The following is a 22,328-nucleotide window of genomic DNA, read 5'->3' as shown; positions in this document are numbered from 1 at the left end:
AATTGAGGGCGAATTAATTAGCCCCTACATATGGCGTTTTTAAAGTGAATTTGCGTAAGTCCTATTTGAATTGACAATTAATGCAGTTTAATAAAAATTAACTTTAACATTGAAGAAGGCATAAGACATAAGGTAGAAGACAGAAAGCAGAAGGGAAAATTGCCTATGGATCAACGACCGACCATGAGCGTGTCTTATAGCACAAGGAAGAAAGAAGAAAGAATAAGGAAAAATCTGACGTTGTCTGAGTTTTAAGATTTTGATATATCCGCGTCCTTTACTTCGACTGCTATATTAATTTCCCTAGTAGAAAAATCTACTTGCTTTATTTGACTTCAACTACAGCGCTTTTCATTTAACATTTAAGTAGACCACACAAAATTATTTTGGGTTAGGAAGTAGACAGTAGGAGAATGATTTAGCCCCTGTAGTCTATCTATATTGAAAAACCGCTATATGATTTTTTTCTGGTAATTAAATTGATTTGTTGCCCAAAAAAAATATTGCAGTTTCTTACTTTTTACCTTCTTATACCAAGGGTGAAAAAAGAATACTTAACTTAGGTGACACTTCAATTATTAAGTCAGGACTTACGCACGGACACTAAATCCAGTGAAGAAGGCGAATGCCATTCGCCCCTACTCCCCCACTCCCCTACTCCCTGACCTATCCGTATATCCGTGCCATAATCCGTGTGAGCCACTCCCCCACTGCCCTACTCCCCTACTCCCTACCTACTTCCGGGAAAAAGTTGGCCATAACCCAGATTGATTGTACCGGGTTTTAGGAAAATTTCTGAGGAAGATATTTGAGGCTGAGTCAGCGGACTAGTTGAGTCTTGGTTAAACTTGACCCGTAATTCCCCATTGGTCGTTACTCCCACAATTGTGCCAATACGATCTTCTACTACTACTTGCTGCCCAATATTTATAAGTAGTTGCTGATAGGAAGGTAAGATACTTTCTATTCCTGACTCTAAAAGTTGTTTAATGCCAAAATCTAGTCCATGAAAGACTATAGCAGCTAACATTTCTAGAGAGAATATTCCTGATTTAGACTGTTTCATATAATAGCTCTGCAAATTAATTCCTGTGTCTGGCACAGAATTAGCCCAATTAATCCCTACGCCAATTACTGCCTGAGAAATTTTTTTCTTGTGTATCCTGGTCTCTGTTAAGATGCCTCCTAATTTTTTGTGTTCTAAAATTAAGTCATTAGGCCACTTGACTTGAACTGGCACACCATAATCCCTCAAACTAGAAGCTATACCCCAAGCACTTGATAAAGTTAGCTGAGAAGTTTGAGATATAGAAATATTAGGAGCGATGGTATTGCTCTTGGCGATCGCTATTGACATATATAGTCCCCCGACAGTTGACTGCCAATTTCTTCCCCATTGACCACGTCCTGCTGTTTGTTGACTGGCAATAACAATGCTTGATGGGTTTCCGGAGTCGATTAACTGCCAAAGAGTTTGATTTGTTGAGGGGAGACTCAGAAAAATATGGAGATTGGCGAAAGTTGAAGCGGTTAATTTATCTGAAACTCCTTGAATATTTGACAAGCTGTCTATAAATTTTTCTTTGTTAAATTCTGCTACTGACAATTTTCCTAATATTTGGGTCAAAGTTTATAGATATAGCGCTGTGCGCAGGCAACAGGCAACAGGCAACAGGCAACAGGGGGAATAAAAAAACCGTTTGCGCAGCATCTCCGTTGGAATCATATAAGACTTTTAGCTATTGGACACCTCCTGTCATTTGTAAATATGCCTGCGCACATTGCTATACCAACACTCTACAATTGATTGGCAAGTTCTTGTTTCGTGAAGTAAGAAAATATTTGTATTGTTTGTGACTCAATTATTAGTTCTACTACTGTTGCGAATGCCGCAATAGTCATTTCATTGTCTGAAGCACTCGGAGTTGGGGGTGTGACTTCTACTTCTATTGCGACATCCGCAATAGTCATTTCATTGTCTGAAGCACTCGGAGTTGAGGTGCGACTTCTACTTCTGTTGCGAATGTCGCAATAGTCATTTCATTGTCTGAAGCACTCGGAGTTGGGATGCGACTTCTGCTTCTGTTGCGAATGTCGCAATAGTCATTTCATTGTCTGAAGCATCCAGGATTGATGACTCAATCATTAGTTAGTTCTACTTCTATTGCGACATCCGCAATAGTCATTTCATTGTCTTAAGCACTCAGAGTTGAAGGTGTGACTCCTACTTCTGTTGCGAATGTCGCAATAGTCATTTCATTGTCTTAAGCATCCAGGATTGATGATTTAATCCTTCTCTCTACTACTGTTGCGACATCCGCAATAGTCATTTCATTGTCTGAAGCACTCGGAGTTGAGGGTGTGACTCCTACTTCTGTTGCGACATCCGCAATAGTCATTTCATTGTCTGAAGCACTCGGAGTTGGGGTGTGACTTCTACTTCTGTTGCGACATCCGCAATAGTCATTTCATTGTCTTAAGCATCCAGGATTGATGATTTAGTCCTTCTCTCTACTACTGTTGCGGATGTAGCAATAGTCAAATTCATTCTGTGCAGCACTCTGGCTTTAGGTAAACTTCCTATCCCGTGCAGTAGAGCGAACAAAAATGTCAAAATAAACGAAGGCACTTATGCTGAGGTCAGGAGTCAGAATTTCCCTCTGCCTTCTGCCTTCTGCCTTCTACCTTTCCTGATAACTGATAACTGAAATGACTTTAGCTGACTCTGATTCACAAAAATCAAATAGATACTATCAAATTTTGGGCGAGAATAATACCACTTGGCACTGGCAAAAATGGCAAGGATTATCTTACCTAACTTGTAGCCTCTTGGAACATTGGCCTCATGGCTTTTTTACTCACCATTTCTGGCCTCGTACACCAGGAGAATTAGTAGAAGTATTCCCTTCTTCTGCTGAGGTATATCGTGTGAAACAAGTACATGGCAATACTGTACTGACAACAGGGAAAGCTACTCAGGTAGAGATGCCTAATTCTAGTCCCGAAAAAACTTATGCTGAAGCTGATGGTTTAATAACTCAAACAGCAAAACAAGCAGTTTGGGTTTGCAGTGCAGACTGTGTACCTGTTTTGATTGCGGACAAAAAAACAGGACAAGTGGCAGCAGTTCATGCCGGATGGCGTGGCACGGCCGCTAAAATTGTTCCCGTAGCATTGGCAAGTTTTCAAGCTCAGGGTAGTCAATTATCCGATTTATTATTTGTTCTTGGCCCTGCTATTGCTGGAGAGGTTTATCAAGTTTCTGAAGATGTGGCGGCTGAGGTTGGGGCGACTGTTGTTCCACAAATAGATAGAGCAACTACTGAAGATATTTTGCATTCTCTAGAGCTTTTGCCTAATTCACCAATTTTATCCGATCCTGAACCGGAAAAGGTCCGCTTGGATGTGCGTATGGTTAATGTTTTACAGTTGGAGCAATTGGGTATTGGTCATTCACAGATGGCGATCGCTCCTTATTGTACTTATCAACAACCGGATTACTTTTTTTCTTATCGGCGTGAAAAACAGAAGAAAGTGCAGTGGTCAGGGATAGTGAGTGGGTTGAGTTAGGGTTTGCTGAATACAGTATGAGTGGTAGGGGTAGGAGACAGGAGACAGGAGACAGGAGACAGGAGAAATGGAAATTATAGAGGAGGTAGTCGGGTATATTTGTCCCAAGATTTTTCTGCCATAATCATCCCAAAATACTATCTTTTTGACCTTTTTAGACCAAAAAAGGCAGCAAACCAATATCTGTCAGTGCTTTGATATTTAATCAGCAAGCCCGATCGAGTCAAGAGTCTAAATTTACAAGCCAAAAGATAGGTAAAATACATTAATCAAGTGGTAATTTCAGTGTTTGGCAGAAAATGCTCTAGAGCTAGAATTCCTTTTTTCTCTAACCAATGTTAAATGCTTCCCTAAGTAAAGTCGTATTCTTTGCCTCTAGATATCTTTTTTTGATTTTCCTTCTATTAATCTCAGGGGGTTAAAAGCTATTTTTGATAGTCAGTACTTATGTTAATTTATGAGATTATTCGGTAATTTGTGTAGAAATGTTTGTATATTTAACTGAGCATATTTCTGGAAAACTAGATAAGATTAAAATACTAGAAACTTTGTCATAGTTTAAAAAATTATTAATAAATTGAAATGAGCGATTTAAGTCATTATCAACAACTTGGTCTCACTGAAGATGCTTCTTTTGATGAAATTCAAGCAGCAAAGGAACGTTTGAAGCAGCAGCATAGTGGCGATCAAAAAGTTATAGAAAATATTGAAGCTGCTTATGATTCGATTTTGATGGACCGTTTACGGTTGCGTCAGGAAGGAAAGATTAAGGTTCCTGAGCGTATTCGGTTTCCTGAGAAGCAAACAAAGAAAGTCCCTGATAGTTTTACTCCTGGGTTGACGGAAAAAGGGCCAGTTTGGCTACAAAAGTTAATTGATACTCCTAGTCAAGCTGATATTTTGTGGCCTACTGGTATATATGTGGTTTTAGGTGCTATTAGTATTTATTCTGGGGTTAGTCAACCGTCTATTTTGCAACTTACTTTGGCTTTGGGAGTTGGTGGTTGTCTTTATTTTCTTAATCGTAAAGAGAATAAGTTTGGTCGTGCTGTATTGTTGACTGTTGGGGGTTTAATTCTTGGGTTGATTTTAGGTGGAATATTGAGTGCTTTAGCAACTGGTTTAAGCACAGAAATATTTATTACTTTGGTAACGTTTTTGGTGTTATGGATGGTTAGTTGTTTTTTACGTTAATTTGTTAAGGAGTCAGGAGTCAGGAGTCAGGAGTTAGAATTAATTACTAAGAACAGAGGTTTTAAATCTACTTAATTTATGAATAACTCAATGATTTATCCTGAATTTTAGCTCCTGTACCTTGCAAATATGTCTTCTGAACTCCCTTGAAAGTTATAACTCTAACTATCTACATAGATCTCTTAGCTCAAATTCTTTTTCGATCAAAAATCTAAATCACTAAATCAGAGTATCTAATTCTAAATCTTTACTTCCTTCTCAATTCCAGTCAGAATCTCTACGATTTATTAATTGTCCAGAAAGGAAACTGCTGAGTCGGTTCTAAATTTACTCCATTAATGTTTTTCTGAGCAAATACATAATCTTTATCTAACCAAAGTGGAATAAAAGGAACGTCTTCTCCTAATAAGTCTTGAATTTCTCTGAAAATATCTTGGCGCTTTTCTGGGTTTTGTTCTTGACGTTGTTCTTCTATTAATTGATTGATACGATCACTATAATAAAATGAACCTTGAAATTGGCTAGCTCCTGCTTCGCAACCTGTTTCTTCTGAACCTTTTGTACATTCTAAAAATGGTTGGATATAGTTATCAGCGTCAACAAAATCTCCGTACCAATCTAACATAAAAGTTTGATATAGTCCTTTATCTAAATTTTTAAAGGCGGTTGCTGCTTCTACACTATTTAATTCTAATTCCATTAAACCGTCTATTTTTTCTTCTACAGATGCTTTGAGTGTACTAGCGACTAATTGTCTTTTTGTCGAATTAGAAGCATACCAAATTTCTATTTTTGCTGGATTATCTTGAGAATGTCCTGCCTCTTTTAATAACTCTTTAGCTTTGTCAAAATTTCCATCTCCATAATTTTCTTGAAATACTGGTTTATAACCTTCAAATTTATTGGGAATTAGACTATAAATAGGTTCAGCTTGCTCTCGTAAAACTCGTTTATTTAACAAATTCCTGTCAACAATAGCTGCTAATGCTTGTCTCACTGCTTTGTTATCTAATGGTGCTGAATTAATATTTAAAACTATATAATTAACTGTCTTGCCATCTGTAGAAATTACTTGCCAACCTTGACGTTCTGATTCTTGTTCTAAATTAGAAATTTGGTCAGTATCAAGAGATAAATAAGCTACATCAATAGCACCTGTTTTAAAAGCATTAAATAAATTGGCTGAACTAGAAAAGATTTGAATATCAATTCCTTGATTTTGTGGTTTCTCTCCCCAATAATTGTCAAATATATCTAATCGTAAAACATCAGTACTGTACTCAACTAATTTGTATGGTCCGGTACCAATAAATGTATCGGGTTTAAATTTATTTTCATCTATTGTATATGCTTGAGGCGAAACAGCACAAAGACCAGAAAATGCTAGTAGAGGAGTAAAAGCAGCAAAGGGTTTTTTTAACTTTATTGTTAACTGATATTCTCCCGTAGCTTCTACTGACTCTACTGTATTTGCTAATAAAGAAGAAGGTGGACCTTCATTTTCAATAAAACGTTTTAAAGAAAAGGCCATTGCTTCGCTGTTGAAGGGAGTACCGTCATGAAATGTTACCCCCTGACGAATAGGAATTGTATATGTTATGCCATCTTCGCTAATTTTTGGCATTTCTGTAGCTAGTTGAGGGACAAGTTCTGTTGTTCCTAACTTGTAACCATAGAGGCGATCGCCCAAGTTATAGAGTAAGTTACCAGATATTACTTCGTAGGCATCTGCCGGGTCTACAGTACGAGGTTTAAGAGTTGTACCAATTGTAATACGATTTGTTTGAATTTCTGCGGTGGAGGTGTTATTAGGATTATTCTGTGGTTGACTACAACTAATGACCAGGAAACAGCAAAGACAAAACAAACTAATAAATTGAATAATTAGCTGTCGGGAACGGTTGACAGAATTAAATAATTGATGTTTGAACAATTTAACTATTTACCTCACTTATACTGGAGCTTATTATTTTTTCTGAGATAAATTCTACCAAGATTTTAACTTCTAAGAAAATTATTTAAAATATTGCTTCTAGTGCCGCTACGCGGAAGTTAAAAGTCAAAAGTCAAAAGTTAAAAGTCAATCATTTTTGATTTGTAATTGTGTTAGGATTTTGTAACTGCTCAGTTATTTCTGCCATCCTGCATTAGATTATGACTTGTTAGTGCAAGTTTCAACAAAATATGAGAACTAATATAGAATTACTACTATTACTATATGTATGTATGTGATGACTTTAGGGAGAATTTATGGAGAGTTTTGTTGACAATTTATGATTATACTAATTTGATGTGAGACTACAGGGAGTTATACATTTATCTTTTTCTTGAAATACCAGGGACTTATTTTAGTAATACTATTCACTTTTTCTTTTTTTGGTCTTTCAGTTCTGGTTTTTTCCAGAAAAAATTATTCTTTATCTACAGTCAACTGTGAGTAAATTTTTATTCAGAGAATTACTACTATTACTATGTGGTTGATGTTAATTAATTTGATATACCAGTCGAAGCAAAGGGTACGGATATATCAAAAGCTTAAGATTCAAACAACGTAATATTTTTCCTTCTTCCTTCTTTCCTCTTCCTTCTTCCTTGTTGATGGTTGATGTTAATTCATTTGATATACCAGTTGAAGCAAAGGGTACGGATATATCAAAAGCTTAAGATTCAAACAACGTAATATTTTTCCTTCTTCCTTCTTTCCTCTTCCTTCTTCCTTGTTGATGGTTGATGTTAATTCATTTGATATACCAGTCGAAGCAAAGGGTACGGATATATCAAAAGCTTAAGATTCAAACAACGTAATATTTTTCCTTCTTCCTTCTTTCCTCTTTCTTCTTCCTTGTTGATGGTTGATGTTAATTCATTTGATATACCAGTCGAAGCAAAGGGTACGGATATATCAAAAGCTTAAGATTCAAACAACGTAATATTTTTCCTTCTTCCTTGTTGATGGTTGATGTTAATTCATTTGATATACCAGTCGAAGCAAAGAGTACAGACATATCAAAAGCTTAAAATTCAAACAACGTAATATTTTCCCTTCCTTCTTCCTTCTTCCTTCTTCCTTCTTCCTTATTTATTCTGCTATAACTGAGAAAAAAGTTAAGAATTATCACAGATTATAGATCGGTTTAGAAGTTCAAGTTTAAAATTGCTATACCATATAGCTTTATACTGGCAAATTATATGTGTAATTCTCAAAATATCAATAAAGATTTGAGTGTAGAAGAAGTTTATACTTGTCCTGTATGTTATCATGGCCAGATATCAGCAATGATTTTAATGGATGCTTTTGCTTGTAACTTCTGTAACCATATTTTTACTGCCGATCTGGTAAAGCAATCATTGAAAATAGTAGATAGTTCTTCTAATTTAAGTTGGCGGTGGAATGGTAGAAATTGGAAAGTCGATCATCCTAATGTAGAATTGAACTGGGTAATTAAGTTATTAGCAGTTGCATTTGTAATATTACCAACAACATTAATAGGATTAACGGCTTACTTTTATCCTCCAATACCTGGTACTCCTTTGTGTTGGTTACCAAGAGTTTGGACTGGTTTAACTTTTTTATTTCATTTGCTAATTATCGTTAATATTTTCATTGATTATTATCAGTTTCCAGTCAGGTTATATTTAAAAGCAGTAGGACGATATTTATGGCTTAGGATTTCACCACAAAATTCTTCTACTTGAAAAAGGAAGAACCTAAGTTGGAAAAAGTGGACGGGGATTCAAACCCAAACCAATTGTAAACACTGTGTAGACGGCAGGGTATTAAACCCAAAAGAAAAAGATAAATTTCAAGATTTGGCAGTGCTAAATCAGATACAATTAATGAGCAAGATATGAAGATATAAAAATTCCAGATGAGTTATGAAACTGGATTATCATTTTTTACCATACTAAAAAATCTGTAAAAATTTTCACTTTTCCCTGTTCCCTGAAGTCTTGAATTGTATTTTTACATTTCACGAGATGTAAATAAATAGTATATCAGGCTTCATGTTTAAATTTAAAGATACAGCAGATTGCAAGTAAATGAGGTACACTTCTTAAATTTGATCAACCCCCAGAATTTTAAAATTGGTTGACAAATTGTTGTTACTGTACCTCATCAACCTGAAATGACCTGCATTATATTAACCAGCTTTTAAATCTTCAGAGGGAAAATTCAAAAAGCCGTTCTCTAAATTTTAATTGCTACAAAATTATCTTAGCTAAAGATAGCATTAATTAAAACATCAGTTAAATTCATCTTTTTCAAATCGTCAATAGTCACAGTATTACAAATATCAAACCTGGCACCTATTGTTTGTAATTCATTATCTAATAATTGAAAAAACTTTGTTACTTCAGGCTTATTTCCTACCTGAATAAGTGAAATACCCAATTCTTCATCTTGTTGCAAATTATTAGCCGCAAAAATTATAATATCCTTGACTCGCTCAGGGTCTTCTATCTCACCTACCGTAACAACTAAGATAGTTTCCCCATTTGGCTTTGCTGTATTTAAAGCACGTCGCTCAAAATAATTATCAATAGCATCCTTAAGAGCATCTGCTAAATTAGTTTTGCCCGAAGGTTGATTTTCCAGGAAGATATGAGCTAAGTCCGTGGATGTCACCTGGTCATATCGTTTAAAATAGTCTGAAAATAGGTAAACTGTTAGTCCATCTAAATCTAGCTTCTCACATTCACTTGCTAATTTGATTACCGACTCTTGCATTAGTTCCCAAGGACTTTTGTCTATGGCAGAGTCAGATAGATACATATCTTTGCTTTTATCGATGATTAAGGTGTAATCACGCTGTTGTATAGCAGCACCACCTTCAAGTAACGGGTCCATAATATTGGTCTCCATTATCTTCTCTTACTAAATTGTTAATAGCACCAAAATTTGTTTGTGCTGACTTAATTTTCTACTGCCTGCGGAAAATATTTTTATCCATCTGTAGAAACTTCTAAGTTGTGATGAGATTATAATTATAATTTTGATTTGTCAGTAAAAATTTAGAAATTCACTAGCTAAATATTGTATCGTCTTGTTGATAGCTGCAGATCTTTTCAATTAAGCAGAAATTTTAGATAGAAGCAAACTTTCATTTACATAAGCTTTGGGAAAAAGTCTCTTCTCCGGAAAAACACCCAATTAAGTTGAAATCAAGTAATAGTTGTTTGTTTTTAGAGCTTTTATGACAAATTATTATGGAACTAACTGACTTTTTAGTAAGTCTATTGATTTTAGTTAAATACTGTAAATTTGTATTATCTGTGACTAATCAGACAAAATGGTACAAATCAAGTCCATTTTAGTGATGATAGATTAATTAGAGATAGACAGATTAAGTTCAACTAATACTAAATTTTGCAATTCTACTGTTATATGTAGCCAAGTAGCAGAATAAAATTAAAACTTAAACTTTTATTTGATCCTGTAGTTCTAGTCATAGTTCTCAAGTGACTGGTTTCCCAACTAATAATCACAAGTAAATCTAGCAATAATAAATGCGTATTAACCATGAAATTAAACTCTAAAAATCATAAACAAAATCCAAATGAACGAGTTGATCATAAATCACCTCATCCTTTTTTACTAGCATTAATTTTGACTGGAATATTAGCTGCTGAAGCATATCCCAATCTTACTGAAACAGCAATTGCTGCTGTAAAAGAGCTTCAATCTCAACAATTAGAAACAAATACCAAAACTAATTCTACAGCTAATAAATTTGCTAACCTTATCAAGTCTGCAACAGAGATTAAAATCGACAACCAGACAGAAATATCTCAACCATTTTCTCTAAAAAATAAATCTATCAATCAGATACTTGCTGTTAGCGAACCTTCCATTAATCAAAATTTTGATGATCTAAAAAAAATCAGTAAACCCACCCTAGATAAAGTGGAAAAAATTGCCGATCGTGACGAAATAATACCTAATAATATAGTTGATGCTGTTCGCGAAGATTTAAGTAATCAAACGGGTATTTTGCCTAAAAATATCAAAGTTACTCAAGTCAGTCAAGAAATTTGGCCTAATACTTGCTTGGGACTTGCAAATAGTGATGAACTTTGTGGGCAAAGATTAGTAGAAGGTTGGTATATTATCTTGTCTGATGGTAATGAGACCTGGTCTTATCGTACAGATAATAAGGGTAAATCAATCAGAGTAGAAGCAAAAAATTAAATATAGTTATCATAAATCCCCTATATAATTACCAAATACTTTAAAAAGGATAAATGAAGATTCCATAAATGTATTGTGTTACACTACGTTTTGATACATCAAATGAAATATTTGACAATTGTGGAGCAATAGCTAAGTTTGGTATTATGAAAATCTATCGACAACTATAGCTAGGTTTAGTAGGTGAAGGAAAACCTTCAAACAGACTTTAGTCTATCTTAAAAATGATATGGTTTTAAGAACTGAAGTTTTAATTTGAACAAAAAGGAAATATTTGGAGTATTTAGATATTCTTGTTTCAACAGACTTACTCTATCAGGAGTAGTTTATGATTAATTTATCTAGTTTCAGTCCATACAAATAAGAATTGTTAAAAGCATTGATAACGGTAAAAAAGTAAACTCAAAACTGCTATTATTTAAAGTTGAATTTCACAGCTAAGTAGAACATGGTAAATTTTGGGCGCTATGTATCAAATTGTAAATTAGCTCAAAAGTTTATATTCATTTTCTTTAGGGTTTTTTTTGATTAAAAATGCAACGTCTTTTTTTTAGCCTGCTCTACTTAAGCTAAGTAGTTATTGAATATTAACATGGAGTTAAGCGGACTCGAACCGCTGGCCCCCTCAATGCCATTGAGGTGCTCTACCAACTGAGCTATAACCCCTAATCACTAATATTTTAGCCTTTTCTAGACTAACTACTTTTTCCAATTTAGTAATCTGATTATACCATGACTTCTAGATTTTACAGACACTTTATCAAAAATACTTCTTTTAAATTAATTTGTATATAATAATCTTTTATATTGTCGTATAAAAATAAGCAGTTGGCCAATAAATAATGTCTAGTGGTATTTGTATGGCATTTAGACATCTCCAGAAAAGAGGCAGTAGGCAGTAGGCAGTAGGGAGAAAGAATTGATAATTTATGTGTGATAATTGATTTGATTTTGGATTTTTACCAGATGTCTATTTACATATCTTGGTTGTACCTATAGATGGCCACCTCTAATAGTTTCGCTATATTTAACAAGAAAAGGAATTAATTTTTACACTTCTTTAGATTGTGACTAAAGAGGTAAAATATTCTCTCTGTATGTGTTAAGCATGAGTTATCTTGATCATTTTTACTTCTTTAGTATCGAATAGATTAACGAAACAATGGGTATATTATTAACATGACTTACCCAAAGACACTATATATAGCCCATACCAATTTAGGCGATTGCTGACACAAAGCTCCGCTAACACTATAATCTTTTCAGGATAAACTTCTACTCAACAAGGTTCGCAGAAAAATGGACGTAACAGGACTCGAACCTGTGACCCCTACCATGTCAAGGTAGTGCTCTAACCAACTGAGCTATACGTCCAAACTATGCTTTAGTATACCAATTCTAGAGCAAAAGTCTAAATTTTATGAGAAATATATAAATAATAACTATTTTTTATATATAAAAAATAAGTATATCTTATAAAGATACCTTTTACCCCAGCAGGGGTATTGTCATAGATACTGAACTACCCCACTGTAACCTACGCTGTGGGGAAATTTTCTGACTTCAGAGGGGACTGCGTAAGTTTGTTCTTACCTCCACTTTTTTCGCTATACTAGCCTTACCTAAAATATCAATTTTTTTTGAAATATACAGATATAAAAAATATGAACAAAACTGTAAAAATACTGCTGAGAGATTTCAAGAAGGCCGTACCACTATTTCTCCAGACTAATTTTATTTTCTTGATTACTTATGTAGCAGCTTTGAAAATGAAATTACATTATGAAGATGCTACTCCCGCTGCTTTAATTGGAGCTAGTAATCATTTTGAAGTAGCGATCGCCACTTCAGTTACTCTATTTGGTTTGAATTCTGGGGCAGCTTTAGCAACAGTAGTGGGAGTATTAATAGAAGTACCAGTAATGTTGATGTTGGTATAGTTTTGCAAACGCACAGCTTTTTGGTTTCCTCACGAACCAGAGAAGGCAACTTTATTAGATTCTCCTTGTTGTGCGACTCCATTTGTTGGAGATTAGGGGAAGGGGAGTGGGGGAGTAGGGTAGAAAATTTCACTGAAGTTAGAAGTCAGAAGTCAGAAGTCAGAAGTTAGATTTGATCTACTAAAAACTTTGATAAGACCATAGTTTGGGGCAATTATTTGACATTTAAAGGAGCGAAACTATTTATAACATCCCTATCAGTCTTCTGTAGCGAAAGCTTATCAGGAATTTAATGAAGATGGGACAATGAAAGATTCAGCTTATCGCGATCGCGTTGTTGATGTTATGGAGGAATTATGCAAGTTTACATTATTGTTGCGAGATAAGGTTGATTATTTGACAGACCGCTATAGTGAGCGTAAAGAAAAGGAAAGAAATTAACTATGGAAGAAAAAACAACTCAACCGATAGCAGAAAATTTGTGGTGGGTGATTCCACAGAAACTGGCAGGAGTTCGCAAACCATTGCCAGAAGAGTTGCCAGAATTACAGAAACTAGGTATCGGTGCAATAGTCTCTTTGATGGATGATCCCTCTAACTTAGAGCTTTACAAACAAGCAAACTTACCTTACTTGTGGTTGCCTACCAAAGGAGGAACTGCACCAAGTCGGGAACAAATTAAACAACTACAGGATTTTATTGATAGTCAAAACAATGGTGTTGTAATTCATTGCAGCAATGGCAAAAGACGAACAGCTACTGCTCTTGCGGGGTATTTGATTATTTCTGGTTCATCTTATGATGAGGCAATGGAAATTATTTCAACTGCAAACCCAGAAATTGATTTACGGGAATCTCAAAGTAGCTTTTTACAGACTTTGGCAAAAAATTAACTTGTTTAAGAGATTAAAAAGCTGGATACTATCATGCCATTTGCTTCTACAGATAGTGTATTATCTAATAATTTGCCTAAGTCCTGAGCTAGTTAAGAAAAAAGAAAATTTGGTGTTGGTGCATTGTAATGGTAGTGCTTTGTAGTTATTTTTATTATGAGACACTACAGTGGGAGCATCTTCCTCCCGTACTATGCTATTCACCATTGCTATGTAAAACTATCGAAAATTTAAAGGAGGAAAAATATGGCAATGCGCATAGGAATAAATGGATTTGGTCGCATGGGAAGGTTGGCACTGCGTGCAGCTTGGGAATGGCCAGAACTAGAGTTTGTTCACATTAATGAAATCAAAGGAGGTACGGCAGCAGCAGCGCATTTACTTAAGTTTGATTCTGTACATGGCAGGTGGTCGCCGGAAGTAGAAGCAGCAGACGAACAGGTAATAATTGATGGTAAACCTCTCAGTTTCAGTGAATATTCCCAACCAGGTGAAGTACCTTGGGACAAATTTGGTGTTGATATTGTGTTGGAATGTTCTGGCAAGTTTAGGACTCCAAGCACTCTCGAACCTTACTTTCAGAATGGTGTCAAAAAGGTAATTGTGGCAGCACCAGTTAAAGAAGAAGCTTTAAATGTAGTCATGGGTGTTAACGATAATCTGTATGAACCTGAAAAACATCACTTACTCACGGCAGCTTCTTGTACTACCAACTGTTTAGCTCCAGTGGTAAAGGTGATTCACGAAGGATTGGGAATTAAACATGGAGTTATTACTACTATCCATGATAATACTAATACTCAAGTTATTGTTGATGCACCTCATAAAGATTTGCGTCGTGCCAGAGCTACAAGTCTTTCACTGATTCCGACTACAACTGGTTCGGCAACAGCGATCGCATTAATTTACCCAGAACTTAAGGGTAAGTTGAATGGTTTAGCGGTGCGGGTTCCTTTGTTGAATGCTTCTTTGACAGATTGTGTGTTTGAAGTAGTTCGTCCTACTTCGGTAGCAGAAATTAACAGTTTATTGAAAGCTGCATCTGAACAACCACCGCTGAAAGGAATTTTAGGTTATGAAGAACGTCCTTTAGTTTCCGTTGACTATAAAGATGACCCCCGCTCTTCTATTATTGATGCTCTTTCAACAATGGTAGTAGATGAAACTCAAGTGAAAATTTTGGCTTGGTATGACAATGAATGGGGTTATGCTAACCGTATGGCAGAGTTAGCTCGAAAAGTTGCTCTGAGTTTGAAATAGTTATTGTAATATTACAGTAAATAGGCAATAGTAGGGAAGGGAGCAAGATGCTCCCACTATTGTTCTTCTTGGAAAGCTGCTACAACTAGAAAAAAGATTTCCTAAACTTAATAAATGGGAAAATAAATCAAATAAAAATGAGAAAAATATGACTGATGTTTCTATTACAATGAAAGATATTTTTAAGCAGAGATAAATTCCAATTATAGATAATTTCCTTGCTACTGATAATTTGTTTGAAAATTTAGAAAGAGATGAAATGGTTGAAGTTATATTCGATACTTTTATGAGAAATTGTTCTCTAGAAGAATTACAATAAATGACTGAGGAAATAATTAGTTCTAAAATCAGACGTATATTGGGGGACAAGTATTATATGAATTAATAAGTGATTTAACTCCTGAATAATAAATAGAAGAGTTTGATGCAGCAATGCGAGATATAAGGAAAATGTGAATTGAATATTTATTAGATACAAATATTTTAACTGCTATTCTTAAAAAAGATTCTAGACTTGATATTCGGCTGAATAATTTTAATTATAGAAAAGAAAAACTTTTTATCAGTTGTATTACCTATTTTGAAAGTAAGGGAGTTTTATTAGCAGTTAATCCCCAAAAAAGTTAGCTATTTTGGAGGATTTGTGTAATAGTGATATCAATATTTTGTTTTTAGACAAGATAGAGATAATTAATATCACCTCTGGCATTTATGCAAATTTAAGGAAAAAATGAACACCCATACAATTTCCCGATATTTTGATTGCTACTACAGCAATTTATCATAATCTAGTGTTAGTTTCTAATGATTCTGATATGTTAAGAATTGAAGGTTTAATTTTAGCAAATTGGTTACAATAGTTTAAATTAATTAAAATCATGGCTTCTACCACAAGTTCTAGTATAAAAAATTATGCCCTAGTCACTCTTGCTTACTGGGGTTTCACCATTACTGATGGTGCTTTACGAATGTTAGTGCTACTCTACTTCTACAAAATTGGTTACTCTCCCCTAGAAATAGCCTTTTTGTTCTTATTTTATGAAGTTTTTGGCATCTTTACTAATTTTTTTGGTGGTTGGATCGGTTCACAGTTTGGATTAAGAGTAACTCTTTACAGCGGTCTTGCTCTGCAGGTTTTCGCCCTAATTATGCTTTCATGGGTAAACCCAAGTTGGGCACAATGGTTGGCTGTATCTTATGTGATGGTAGCACAAGCATTTTCGGGAATAGCTAAAGACTTAACGAAAATGAGTTCTAAAAGTGCGATTAAGTTAGTTGTGCCTGAAGATGCTGAATCATCTCTATTTAAGTGGGTGGCAGTATTAACTGGTTCCAAGAATGCTCTGAAAGGAGTTGGTTTTTTTGTCGGTAGTGCGCTACTGACATTATTTGGATTTGTCAATGCTCTGTGGATAATGGCAGGCGGATTATTTTTAATTCTGTTCACCAGCATAATGTTGCCAGAAGACATGGGCAAAATTAAGCAGAAAGTGAACTTTAAAGAACTTTTTTCTAAAAGTGAGGAAATTAATATTCTTTCTGCTGCTCGCTTCTTTTTATTTGGTTCGCGAGATGTCTGGTTTGTGGTAGGATTACCTGTTTTCCTGGAAGGTACTTTGGGTTGGTCGTTTTATGAAGTTGGTGGATTTATGGCTTGTTGGGTCATTGGTTATGGTATTATTCAATCTTTAGCACCAACACTGATACAAAAATTTGGTTCTGGTGAGCCACCACAATCAAAAACTATTCAATTTTGGACGTTTACATTAACTGGTATTCCCGGCGCGATCGCTATTGCGTTACAATCAGGTTTACCTGCTAATTGGGTTATTGTTAGTGGACTGATGCTGTTTGGTGTAGTGTTTGCTTTTAACTCTGCGGTTCATTCCTACCTGGTATTGGCATTTACAGATGATGACAAAGTAGCTTTAAATGTTGGCTTCTATTATATGGCTAATTCTGGTGGTCGTCTTGCAGGTACAGTTTTATCTGGGTTGGTTTATCAGATATTTGGTTTAGTTGGTTGTCTGTGGGTATCAATGTCGTTTGTATTAGCAGCAGGTTTAATTTCCCTGAAGTTACCCGATCCTCAACCGAGTCAAGCTATTGCTTGGAAAGCTGGTGGAGGCGATTAAGAACGTAGGGGCGGGTTCCACACCAAATTCATCGGCATTAACATTAAATTAAATAAACCCGCCCCCATTCCGCGTTCAATCAATATCAACATACACCCAAAATCTGGTTGAAAGCAGGGCGGGTTTAGAGAAATCAATCAGTTATAACAATATTTTTGGTGAAACCCGCCCCTACAAACCCCACTGATAACTGATAACTGAAAAAAACCGCCCCTACCACTCCACAGAATAATTGGGAAAACGGTTCGCTTTAATAAAATGTATCGCTGTCTGTGCAATTTCTGGAATTTCTATCAAGACAATCTTTTCTATCAAAAATGGTAAGGGTATTTGTCCGGGAGATACCTTGCTTTTGGGAACTTTGCTCAATATTCTCTTGCCCCAATCATTTTTCTTGGTTGTTTTTTTCCTGGGTGTGTAACGGCGACAGAAACCTTTGTATTTGTCAGCGCATTCTTCTAAAATTAATTGAGGCATTTAAGTCTCGGTCTATTGATAGACCGCATTCTGGGCAGTCATAAGTTCTGATATTCAAAGGCATATCCTGTACATGACCACAACTAGAGCAAGTTTTAGATGATGGAAAAAATCTGTCTACTACTACTAATTCACAGTCGTACCATTGACACTTGTATTCAAGCTGTCTTCTAAACTCATAAAATCACTATCTGCTAATTGATTTAGCTAGTTTATGGTTGGCTAACATACCAGACACATTCAAATCTTCAATGACAACACAGCCGTGGTTCTTAGTTAAGTAAGTTGTCAGTTTATGAAGTGCATCTTTGCGGATATTAGCTACTCGTCTATGCTGCTTGGCTAACTTGATTACAGCTTTGTACCAATTATTTGAATACTTGACTTTTCTACTAACTTGACGTTGCAGCTTAGTCAGTTTTTTCTCAGCTTTTCCATAAGGTTTGATACTAGGAAACACCTTGCCATCGCTTAAAGTAGCTAAGGTTTTTACACCTAAATCTACACCGATAACATCAGTTTTTTTGGGTATGGTGTGAGGATGAAATTCAAAGCTAAAGCTAATATACCAATCTCCTGCTTGCCTGCTAATAGTTATTTTTTTAACTGTTGCCTCAATAGGTTCATAAGTTTTAACTATACCAATAAAAGGTAATTTGTGACTCCATCCGTTTAGTTCTATTGGTTTTCCACAATTATCTATTGTGTTTGCGTAGCATTCCGTAGGAAATGAATCAGACTTACCTTTCTTCTTAAATCTTGGATATTTACCTAACCCTTGAAAAAACCTCTTAAATGCTTCACCCAAGTTAATAAAAGCATATTGATAAACTTTAGATGATAAGTCTTTCATCCAAGGATAAAGAGGTTTTGTGTGATTGGTAAACACTTCTCTGAGTTTACGAGTATTAGGCTCGTAACCATCAATGTATGCAGCATTCCACAAACTTAAACCCCAGTTATAGCACCATCGAGAGTAGCCCGCGTGTTGAGCCATCAGAGTTTTCTGCTTATTATTTAATTTGAGTTTGGTTCTAATGGATTTCATGTACGAGTTAGCGCAGCCTATCTAAAAGTATGCTTTTTAACGTATTGTATCGTTATTCTTTGATTAAGTCAATGCTCCTCCCACACTCCCCACAACCACAAATTCATCCCGCACTCTATGCAACGCCTAAATTTCAGAACCTCTCGCTTCTTCAACTTGAACGGTATCAGGTGTTAAATGTCGCCATCTAAACCTTTGGGAAAATTGATTTGATTTCCCTTCCATAACATCCGCTGTAATTTCTCCTAATAAAGGTGCCATTTTAAATCCATGCCCACTGCCACCACTACTCACAGAAAGACCTTTAATTTCTGGATGGTTATCTATCCAGAAGTGTCCGTCAAGGGTATCAGTATATAAACATCTACGAGTATACACCAAAGGTGCATCTACCAATTCGGGGAAAGTCATTTTCAGAAAAGACCGCATCTTCTCTACCTCATCATCCTTTATTCGGCGATCGCTATTTTCGGGATGAAGAGGTACACCACTAGAATGTTTAGCTATTTTGACAACACCATATCTAGGCAAAAAAGGAAAACCATACCAACCAGAATTAGAAATATCGGCTGCAAAAACGCTCAAATATGGCGACGAAAAGTATTTAGGATTTTGAGGTTTTAACCAAAAAACAGGATGGCCAGTCGTTTTCATGTAAGGTTGTAGTTCTGGCAAAAGATAGGGAGTATTCGCACCTGCTGCTACTAGCGCATGACCACATTGAAAAGTATTTCCCTCTCTAGTTTTGACTCCTTGTAGCTTCCCGTTTTCTACAATCAAACTTTCTGCGGTTTGCCCTTGGTAAATTTCAACACCTAAAGAACAAGCATACTCAGTTAGTTTTTCTACTACCAGTGAAGATTCTACATAACCTCCTTTGGGATTAAAATTAGCATCTATGTAGACCGAGGTATTCACAACTGGAAAACGTTCTTTAATACTTTCAGCATTCATTCTGTCTGGAGAATAACCACTTTCGATGAGATTTTGGTAACTAAATTTTTCAAAGCTGTGGCGATCGCTTTCTATTTTATCTTTACACAGCATTAAAAAACCTACTTCGTGATATAATTCTTCCGCAAAAAAATCATTCCATTCTTTCCAGCGGTCAATACATATTTCTGCCATGCGGAAATATTCTTTATCAGTACCATATTCCATACGAACAACTTTAGTAATATCAGTAGAAGCTGCTAGATGATGGGGAATGGTATCTGGGTTAATAACTGCCACTTTATATTTTCTTTTGGCTAATTCTACAACAGCAGTAATACCAAAGATGCCGCTACCTACAATTAGAAAATCATATTTTGTATTGGGATTTTTCATTAGACATCTCCAGAAAAGAGGGAACAGGGAACAGGGAACAGGGAACAGGGAACCCACCCCTCGCCCCTCCCAGGAGGGGAGTAATTGATTATTTATGGATAAGAATTGATTTTATTTTGGATTTTTGGAATTTTTGTAGACTTTTTCCTGCGTCATACTTACCTGGAGTTTTGTGAGACTTAAAATATAATTGTCTGCCATAATATATTCCCATGTTAGTGAGCTTGTGAGACTGTTCACATAAGAATTTTAAGATAGCAATTAATTCGGGATTTTTACTTACTAAAACTTGCGGACAAGAGTAAATTGGAAACCGGCGGTGCGAAAACTTATTATTGATCATAGTAACAAAGGACAACTAAAGTTGTCTAGTCCAAACAACTCCCTTGTTTTCATGTCCCGGTTCAAACACGGGGAGCTTCAACGTTGCTTTGAGGTAAAATAAAATATTCGGATTAAAATCCGACTCCTCACCTTTGATCCATCGCTTAAAAGACTATGGCTTTCATGCTCCCGTGTTATTTAGGTGATTTTGTATCCGCTCAGTAAATTGGGGGTAAATAACAGCTTGACAAGAACTATGATTATTTAGAGAAAATCATAGATTTATGTAGATAATCGTAGGTTTCTAAGAATGGATACCAAAAGACGTAGTGCCATAGACAATTGTTTTAAAATGTTTTAATTATTCTCGACTTCCAAAATATTAGTTTGTGTACTATATTAACTTGGACTGGTTAAATAAAAATTATCCAAACAGCTTAAAATCAAGCCAAAAAAATCTATGGTGAATCTCTCTTTAGAAACAATCAGGGCAAAATTTAGGAGAATATTAATATATGGTATTGGAGTTAAACTTCTTGGATATTATGAAAAGTTAATTCCTAAATATTCCTTGATTGGCGATACAGCATTTTTTGACTCTAAACAATTTGACTGGACCACTGAGGTAGAAGCAAATTGGGTATTGATTCGCAAAGAATTAGATGAACTCCTAAAATACAGAGATAATTTACCAAATTTCCAAGACATTTCTCCAGACCAAGCTGATTATACTAGCCCTGATGATTTGTGGAAAACATATTTTATGTATGGGTATGGTATTAAATCAGAAAAAAATTGTCAAAGATGCCCAGAAACAACTCGTTTAATCGAAAAAATTCCGGGGATGAAAACAGCATTCTTTTCAATTTTATTACCTGGTAAACATATTCCCGAACATCGAGGTCCCTACAAAGGAGTTATTCGTTATTTATTGGCATTAAAAGTACCTGAACCAAAAGAAAAATGTCGCATTCGAGTTGGTAATGAAACCCGTCATTGGGAAGAAGGAAAAAGTATGATGTTTGATGATTCTTTTCCCCATGAAGCTTGGAATGAAACTGATGGTGTCCGTGTAGTTTTATTCTTAGACATAATGAGACCAATGCGTTTTCCTCTTTCAGTTTTTAATGAATTATTTATGAAGCTAATTGCAATTTCTCCCTATATTCAAGATGCTAATATTAATCAGAAACATTGGGCAGACCGTTTAGAAAAATTGTTTGCACAGGAACGTGAAAAAGAGAAAGTTTAAAGTTGAAGAAGGCAGAAGGCAAAAGGCAGAAGGCATAAGGAAAAATTGCTTATGGATAGTCTTCCACAGGGCACTCCGTGTCTACAAACCCTAAACAATTTTAAGCACCCCCGTTGACGGTGGGGTATTAAACCCGCAAAAGAAAAGATAATTATGGAGTTTTGTTCAGAAATCCAGTGAGCAAAAATGGTGACAAAAATAGTTGCCAATTATCCTTTATATCTATTTGGTAAAAATCTAGTGGCTAAACTATAAATACAGTCATAAATTCATTGAAATTATCTCTCAGTAATTCTGATAAAGCCAAATAAAAACCAGAAAAAACTTGAGAATAAACTATCCTTGCTGCATTTTGTTTGAGGGAGACATACTTATACCATTTCTCCATGAAGTTGCACTTAATATCAAGATTAGAATAGTCAGCTTAATTAGGTCTGAGCAACAATTATTAAGCACATTGTTACAGAGAAATGGTATTACCATCGGTTAAACTAAACCAGTCAAACTGACCAGGATAAATTTGCCCAACTATTCTGTTACGATGGTAAGAATTTTTCTTGTCTCCCAAATCAATAATAGCCATAATAGCTATAATTTTTCCTCTATAATCATTATTGATTAATTCCCTTAGTTAGATTCTAAACTTGATGGTATTTTTTAAAATTTAGAGGTTAAGTAAGGCAATCGCTATTTTTTTTGCTAGAGGTAAACTTGAA

The 22,328-nt window shown here is 35.3% G+C and carries 16 protein-coding genes, 2 tRNA genes and 3 pseudogenes; 10 read left to right on the top strand and 11 right to left on the bottom strand.

Annotated features, from left to right (window positions below; all coding sequences use genetic code 11):
• Nucleotides 1-730: 730 nt before the first annotated feature.
• The 3 genes from F6K06_RS23145 to F6K06_RS23135 all read right to left on the bottom strand — a co-directional run bounded on the left by F6K06_RS23145 (nt 731) and on the right by F6K06_RS23135 (nt 2,399).
• Nucleotides 731-1,627, bottom strand: a complete 897-nt coding sequence (locus F6K06_RS23145) for a biotin--[acetyl-CoA-carboxylase] ligase (RefSeq protein WP_240038740.1) — start codon at nt 1,625-1,627, stop codon at nt 731-733.
• Between the two features lie 170 nt (nt 1,628-1,797).
• Nucleotides 1,798-1,971 carry a hypothetical protein gene (locus tag F6K06_RS23140; RefSeq protein WP_161564294.1) on the bottom strand — a complete coding sequence of 58 codons (174 nt, stop codon included), beginning with the start codon at nt 1,969-1,971 and terminating at the stop codon, nt 1,798-1,800.
• A gap of 293 nt (nt 1,972-2,264) precedes the next feature.
• Entirely contained in the window at nt 2,265-2,399 is a 135-nt protein-coding gene (locus F6K06_RS23135) for a hypothetical protein (RefSeq protein ID WP_287243032.1), read from the bottom strand.
• A gap of 310 nt (nt 2,400-2,709) precedes the next feature.
• Between F6K06_RS23135 and pgeF the strand changes: the two genes are divergently transcribed.
• Nucleotides 2,710-3,570, top strand: coding sequence for a peptidoglycan editing factor PgeF (pgeF, locus tag F6K06_RS23130; protein WP_124142797.1), 861 nt, complete (start codon nt 2,710-2,712; stop codon nt 3,568-3,570).
• Nucleotides 3,571-4,152: 582 nt separating this feature from the next.
• Entirely contained in the window at nt 4,153-4,764 is a 612-nt protein-coding gene (locus F6K06_RS23125; RefSeq protein WP_124142798.1) for a CPP1-like family protein, read from the top strand.
• A gap of 277 nt (nt 4,765-5,041) precedes the next feature.
• Here the strand turns inward: F6K06_RS23125 and F6K06_RS23120 are convergent, their stop codons facing one another.
• On the bottom strand, nt 5,042-6,697 hold the full coding sequence (locus tag F6K06_RS23120) for an ABC transporter substrate-binding protein (protein WP_287243031.1): 1,656 nt from the start codon (nt 6,695-6,697) through the stop codon (nt 5,042-5,044).
• A 1,256-nt stretch (nt 6,698-7,953) separates the two neighbouring features.
• On the opposite strand from F6K06_RS23120, the gene F6K06_RS23115 reads away from it, so the two are divergent.
• On the top strand, nt 7,954-8,460 hold the full coding sequence (locus F6K06_RS23115) for a hypothetical protein (RefSeq protein ID WP_124144961.1): 507 nt from the start codon (nt 7,954-7,956) through the stop codon (nt 8,458-8,460).
• A 520-nt stretch (nt 8,461-8,980) separates the two neighbouring features.
• Here F6K06_RS23115 and F6K06_RS23110 read toward each other — a convergent pair.
• Nucleotides 8,981-9,628 (bottom strand): hypothetical protein, encoded by a 648-nt coding sequence (locus F6K06_RS23110; RefSeq protein ID WP_240038941.1) that lies wholly within the window; start codon nt 9,626-9,628, stop codon nt 8,981-8,983.
• Between the two features lie 657 nt (nt 9,629-10,285).
• Between F6K06_RS23110 and F6K06_RS23105 the strand changes: the two genes are divergently transcribed.
• Nucleotides 10,286-10,954: a hypothetical protein gene (locus F6K06_RS23105; protein WP_124144838.1), complete on the top strand. Its 669-nt coding sequence runs from the start codon at nt 10,286-10,288 to the stop codon at nt 10,952-10,954.
• Nucleotides 10,955-11,547: 593 nt separating this feature from the next.
• Here the strand turns inward: F6K06_RS23105 and F6K06_RS23100 are convergent.
• Together F6K06_RS23100 and F6K06_RS23095 are read right to left on the bottom strand one after the other, a co-directional pair.
• A tRNA-Ala gene (locus tag F6K06_RS23100) sits at nt 11,548-11,620 on the bottom strand.
• 634 nt (nt 11,621-12,254) lie between these two features.
• Nucleotides 12,255-12,328: transfer RNA gene (locus tag F6K06_RS23095), tRNA-Val, on the bottom strand.
• A 332-nt stretch (nt 12,329-12,660) separates the two neighbouring features.
• Between F6K06_RS23095 and F6K06_RS23090 the strand changes: the two are divergent.
• From F6K06_RS23090 to arsJ, 5 genes and pseudogenes are all read left to right on the top strand, one after another.
• Nucleotides 12,661-12,990: pseudogene (locus F6K06_RS23090) on the top strand (arsenic resistance protein); the annotation flags it as partial.
• A 156-nt stretch (nt 12,991-13,146) separates the two neighbouring features.
• Nucleotides 13,147-13,335, top strand: a pseudogene (locus F6K06_RS23085) (arsenical resistance protein ArsH); the annotation flags it as partial.
• A gap of 2 nt (nt 13,336-13,337) precedes the next feature.
• Entirely contained in the window at nt 13,338-13,787 is a 450-nt protein-coding gene (locus F6K06_RS23080; protein ID WP_124144837.1) for a dual specificity protein phosphatase family protein, read from the top strand.
• 246 nt (nt 13,788-14,033) lie between these two features.
• Nucleotides 14,034-15,047, top strand: a complete 1,014-nt coding sequence (locus tag F6K06_RS23075; protein ID WP_124144836.1) for an ArsJ-associated glyceraldehyde-3-phosphate dehydrogenase — start codon at nt 14,034-14,036, stop codon at nt 15,045-15,047.
• Between the two features lie 878 nt (nt 15,048-15,925).
• Nucleotides 15,926-17,182: an organoarsenical effux MFS transporter ArsJ gene (arsJ, locus tag F6K06_RS23070; protein ID WP_124144835.1), complete on the top strand. Its 1,257-nt coding sequence runs from the start codon at nt 15,926-15,928 to the stop codon at nt 17,180-17,182.
• A gap of 213 nt (nt 17,183-17,395) precedes the next feature.
• Here the strand turns inward: arsJ and F6K06_RS23065 are convergent, their stop codons facing one another.
• From F6K06_RS23065 to F6K06_RS23055, 3 genes and pseudogenes are all read right to left on the bottom strand, one after another.
• Complete coding sequence (locus tag F6K06_RS23065) at nt 17,396-17,659, bottom strand: hypothetical protein (protein WP_124144834.1); 264 nt, start codon at nt 17,657-17,659, stop codon at nt 17,396-17,398.
• Nucleotides 17,628-18,707, bottom strand: a pseudogene (locus F6K06_RS23060) (RNA-guided endonuclease InsQ/TnpB family protein). Before F6K06_RS23060 ends, F6K06_RS23065 begins: the two are co-directional and overlap by 32 nt.
• Before the next feature lie 126 nt (nt 18,708-18,833).
• Entirely contained in the window at nt 18,834-20,036 is a 1,203-nt protein-coding gene (locus tag F6K06_RS23055) for an FAD-binding oxidoreductase (protein WP_124144833.1), read from the bottom strand.
• 784 nt (nt 20,037-20,820) lie between these two features.
• Here F6K06_RS23055 and F6K06_RS23050 point away from each other — a divergent pair.
• Nucleotides 20,821-21,612, top strand: a complete 792-nt coding sequence (locus F6K06_RS23050) for an aspartyl/asparaginyl beta-hydroxylase domain-containing protein (RefSeq protein WP_124144832.1) — start codon at nt 20,821-20,823, stop codon at nt 21,610-21,612.
• A gap of 460 nt (nt 21,613-22,072) precedes the next feature.
• On the opposite strand, the gene F6K06_RS23045 is transcribed toward F6K06_RS23050, so the two are convergent.
• Nucleotides 22,073-22,195: a hypothetical protein gene (locus F6K06_RS23045; protein ID WP_275670365.1), complete on the bottom strand. Its 123-nt coding sequence runs from the start codon at nt 22,193-22,195 to the stop codon at nt 22,073-22,075.
• Nucleotides 22,196-22,328 lie beyond the last annotated feature (133 nt).

This window comes from Okeania sp. SIO1H4 (assembly GCF_010672695.1).
GTDB classification, from domain to species: domain Bacteria; phylum Cyanobacteriota; class Cyanobacteriia; order Cyanobacteriales; family Microcoleaceae; genus Okeania; species Okeania hirsuta.
This window is presented reverse-complemented; position numbering and strand designations above follow the sequence as displayed.